A 4,323-nucleotide genomic window follows, 5' to 3' on the forward strand; every position below is an offset into this window, starting at 1 on the left:
ACAGCTTCGAGGCGGTGCCCTCGCGCGTGCCCCTGACGCCGCACCGTGCGACGAAGCGCCCGCGCATCGAGGGGGCGCAAGTGGGGATCGTGGCGGGTCCCGAGGGCGAGGAGATCCACTGCGACCAGTACGGCCGGGTGAAGCTGTGGTTTCCGTGGGATCGGCGAGCGAGGAAGGACGGCTCGGACACCTGCTGGGTGCGAACCAGCCAGGCCTGGGCGGGGGGCACCTGGGGCGGGCAGATCATCCCGCGCATCGGCATGGAGGCGATGGTCTCCTACATCGACGGCGACCCCGACCGCCCGCTCATCACCGGCCTGGTGCCCAACCCCAAGCAAAAGGTGCCCTACACTCTGCCGGCGAATAAGACCAAGAGCGTGCTTCGCTCGAACACCTACAAGTCCGGCACGCCGAACGAGTTCAATGAGATCTCCTTCGAGGACGCCACCGGGTCGGAGAACATGTTCTTCCACGCCCAGAAGGACCAGACCACGAAGGTCTTGAACAATCGGGTAAAACGCGTCGACGCCCACGAGGTCGAAAGCATCGGCCAGAACAAGTCGATCGATGTCGGCGGCAATCATCAGGAAAAGATCGGCGGCTCGATGAACCTGTCGGTCGGCGGGGGAAGCGGCGCGCCTCTCCTGGCGGCGCTCGGCGGCATCGTCGCCGCCGGCGGGCTGGATTCCGCCAATGGATCGGCGGCGATCGACGACGAACTGCTTCAGGCTTTCACCCAATCCGTCAGTGCCGTCGGGGCGGCCGCCGAAGCGGCCTCGCTAGGTGCCAATTCCGCCGTGACGACCGCTGGCGGCTTCCTTGCCGAAGGTGGCGCCCAGCAGATGGCGACGGGCTCCTTCCTGGGAGGGCTTCTCGCAAAGCTGATGCCGCTGACGGGCATCGTCAACACGGTGATCGAGAAGTTCCGCTCCGACACGATCGGCATCGCGCGCACCGAACAGATCGGCCTCTACAAGAACACGTCGGTCGGACACACGATGACCCTCAATGTCGGGGAGGAATTCATCATCAAGTGCGGGCAGTCGAAGCTGATGATGGACAAGGAGGGCAACGTCACGATCGTTGGGACCAAGTTCTATTTCGACGCCTCGGGTCACGTGCAGATCAACGGCGAACTGATCGACCTGAACTGAGACCCCGATGCTCGGCCGCAACGACACCCCCTTCGCCGCCATCGGCTACGAGCAGGTTCACCGCGACGGCGAGCCCATGGCGGTGGTGGCGCTGAGGGCGGACTACGAGATCCCGGAGGACGCGACACTGGCCTTGAAGCCGGAGCAGGCGATTGTGCTGACCGACGAATATACCGGCCACCCGCACGCTTCGCCGCTGATGCGCGCCGCCGACCTCGTGCCCTTCAAGCCGGCGACGGATGTCACGGTTCTCGCGCGCGCCTATCCACCGTCCGGCCAGGAAACGGCGCCGGCTTGGTCGTGCGGATTGCGGGTGGGCAGCCGTGATCTCGTCCTGCGCGTCAGTGGGCCGCGACATTGGCAGCGCGTCAAGGGCCGCTGGAGCCTCAGCGATCCGGACCCGGTCGCTCACGTCGATCTCGACTATCGCGAGACCTGGGGCGACAAGGCGGGGCCGGGCGGCGATCCGCCGTCGAGCAATCCGCTGGGCCGCGTGCCGCCAAGCCGCGAAGACGGCGCCGAGGCGGCCGAGGGATTCGTGCTGCCGGCGGTCGACCGTCCCGACGCGAGCTACGACGATCCGTTTGCGGCGCATGCGCCGGCGGGCTTCGGCCCCGTCCCGCCGTTCTGGCGCCTCCGGCAGCGCCATGCCGGCACCTATGATGAGGCCTGGCAGGCGGAGCGCCATCCGCGCCTGCCGGCGGATTTCGACTACCGCTTCTACCAGTGCGCCCATCCGGATCTGGTCCTGCCCGGCTATCTTGCCGGCGACGAGGCGGTGCAGTTCGCCCGGCTGACGCCGGGCGGCGCCAAGCGGCACTTCTTTCTGCCGCGGGTGCAGCCGGTGGCGCGCTATGTGTGGAGCGACGGGCGGCAGGTGACGCAGCGCCTCAACCTCGACGGGCTGCATCTCGACCTGCGGGCCGAGCCGCTGTCGGTTTCGCTCACCTGGCGCGGCTGGCTGCCGATCTGCCCGGCCTTTTTGCGGATCGACGTGAGGCTGGAGGACCCCGGCGACCCTGCGCTCGGCGCCGTTCCTCCCGCCGCGCTCCACGGCATCGACGAGGGCGTCCGATGAGCTATCCGCCGCGCCGGGGCAGCCGCGACACGTCCGAAGGGCTGGTCATCTCGAAATATCCCGACGTCTGCCGCTCGCCGGTGGCGCCGGTGCCCTACACCATCGTCGCCTACCAGTCGGACGACGCCAACACGGCGACGAGCGTGCGCTTCACCGGCCAGCGCGCCCACAAGCAGGATTCGATCATCACCTGCTGCACCGGCGACGAGCCGGGCACCGGCCTCGGGGTGAAGTCCAACACCGTCGCCTCGGTGTGCCACCGCAAGGAGCATTCCAAGACGGTGCGCATCGAGGGCCAGTGGGCGACGCGCGACGGCGACGAATGGTGGATGAACAACAAGAACACCATCGGCCGCCTGGTCTGGCCGCACCCCGGCTATTCCGACGACCCCACCCCGCCGCTGAAGGAACAGCCGGCCGATGAGGACGCCGAGGCGGCCGATGAGGAGAAATCGTCGCCGCAAGCGGGCTCGAGCGGCGGCGAGGCGGCGCAAGGCGCGGTGATGAGCGATGCCTCCCCGTCCGGCTATGTTGTCGGCGAGCAATACGCTTATTTGCCTGACATGAGGAGATATCCCCAGCCGGGAACTGACGCCAAATCATCCCCGCCAACTGCAACCAAATCTCCGCCGAAGTCCGATCCTTCGATCCGCTGGTGGCGGATTGTCCGCAAAAGTAAATCGGCGTTGCTTGCCGAACTGGCTTTGATCGGTGAGGCTTTCCATCGGTTGAAGGGTATGCGTCAACGGCTCGAAGAGGCACACCAGCAGGATCTTGAAAGACAAGGGCTGACGCCGGACGCGATAGAGACAAGCCTTGAGCAGCAATTCAAAAGTACGGATTTCGGGCGTTGGTATCCCGGCACTTTCAAGGACTATGCGGAAGAGATAACGGCCGATCCGACTGCCGAGGCACGATTGCAAAAGCAATGGCTGGAAGAACGAGCACGCGAGCAGGAGGTGCAAGAGGAGACCCATGCACCGCCGACGCCCATTGGCCGGACGGAGAATAACGTCTCCGTCCGAGGCGCGAAATCGGAATGCGACGAATTGTGCGAGCTTGCGTGTCAGTGCAAGCGAGATAGGCAAGGCGAACGCACGCTCACCGACTGCGTCTCCAAGAAGCTGAGGCAAAAATATTATGACAAGGAAGGACGCAAATTCGCGGACGGCACGCCGCGTCGTCCGACCAGCCCGACGGCGGACGGTCCGCGTCCGGAGGTGAGCTATCGTCAGAGCGACGGGACGTATCAACCTGTCGAAAGCCGCACCGACCCTGGCATGCCCTCGTCGCAGGTGCCGATCACCGGTGCGCCACGACCGGACGTCTCCTGGTGGAAGAACGGCCAGCTCTGGAAGATCTTCGAACTGAAGTTCAAGGGAGATACTGAAACGCTGATGCAGAGAAACGGTGCCTATAAAGACATCGCAAGGGACCAGGGTCTCGATCCTGATGAAGACGTCATCAAGCTCGACGTCGAAAAGGACTGTGTCGAAGGCAGCGACGGCCGCTGCAAGGCGAAGCCGGACAAATGTTGAATGACTATGTCTTGGAGACGACGATGGATTTTCCGCAAGATCTGAAGCTCGACCCGGCGGACATCGAGGCGCGGGGCGTCCTGCGCGACGAGGCGATCCATAAGATCCGCTCGCGGGTCGGGGTGCTGATGTCGCTCTACTTCCTGGAAGGCTGGCGCCAGGACAAGCGCAAGGGCCTGCTCGACTGCCTGTTGGACTATCTCGGCTTCTTTGCCGAGAATGTCACGCATTTTCAAGCGGAGGAACGCGGCTATCGCCGCTGGAGCAAGGACGGGCTGCCGAAACCTTATCGGGGCTTGGATCAGATCCGCGACGATGAAGAATTCTGGTACGCCATGAAGAGCCACGAGGCTGAGGAGAGCGACGATCCCTCGCTGTGGCGCATCTTCGCGTTCGGCTTTGCTCGTACGAATAAAAACAGGCCGTTATCCGGCTTGAAGGCGCACTTTCCGCCGAGCTTCGTGTTCGACGATCCCGACCGTTTCGTGCAACTCGTTCGCAGCTGGAGCGAGCGGCTGGGCGCGATCCACGGTTCGGCAGGACTGGGCGCTTT

Annotated in this window: 4 protein-coding genes; all 4 read left to right on the forward strand. The window is 64.7% G+C overall.

Features of this window, described 5'->3' with window-relative positions; genetic code table 11:
• Nucleotides 1–1,154 (forward strand): type VI secretion system tip protein TssI/VgrG (locus SMD10_RS24940; RefSeq protein WP_331688430.1); only part of this gene is annotated, 1,154 nt, incomplete at its 5' end.
• A gap of 7 nt (nt 1,155–1,161) precedes the next feature.
• Complete coding sequence (locus SMD10_RS24945; RefSeq protein ID WP_331688431.1) at nt 1,162–2,232, forward strand: DUF2169 family type VI secretion system accessory protein; 1,071 nt, start codon at nt 1,162–1,164, stop codon at nt 2,230–2,232.
• On the forward strand, nt 2,229–3,770 hold the full coding sequence (locus SMD10_RS24950; protein ID WP_331688433.1) for a DUF4150 domain-containing protein: 1,542 nt from the start codon (nt 2,229–2,231) through the stop codon (nt 3,768–3,770). Before SMD10_RS24945 ends, SMD10_RS24950 begins: the two co-directional genes overlap by 4 nt.
• Nucleotides 3,771–3,793: 23 nt before the next feature.
• Nucleotides 3,794–4,323, forward strand: a 530-nt coding sequence (locus SMD10_RS24955) for a type VI immunity family protein (protein WP_331688432.1), incomplete at its 3' end; no start/stop codon positions are given.

The organism is Consotaella aegiceratis, assembly GCF_036541425.1.
GTDB classification, from domain to species: domain Bacteria; phylum Pseudomonadota; class Alphaproteobacteria; order Rhizobiales; family Rhizobiaceae; genus Consotaella; species Consotaella aegiceratis.

Excerpts from the sequence above, each read along its gene's own strand:
- SMD10_RS24945 (WP_331688431.1), top strand. The coding sequence starts at position 1,162 with ATGCTCGGCCGCAACGACACCCCCTTCGCCGCCATCGGCTACGAGCAG.
- SMD10_RS24950 (WP_331688433.1), top strand. The coding sequence starts at position 2,229 with ATGAGCTATCCGCCGCGCCGGGGCAGCCGCGACACGTCCGAAGGGCTG.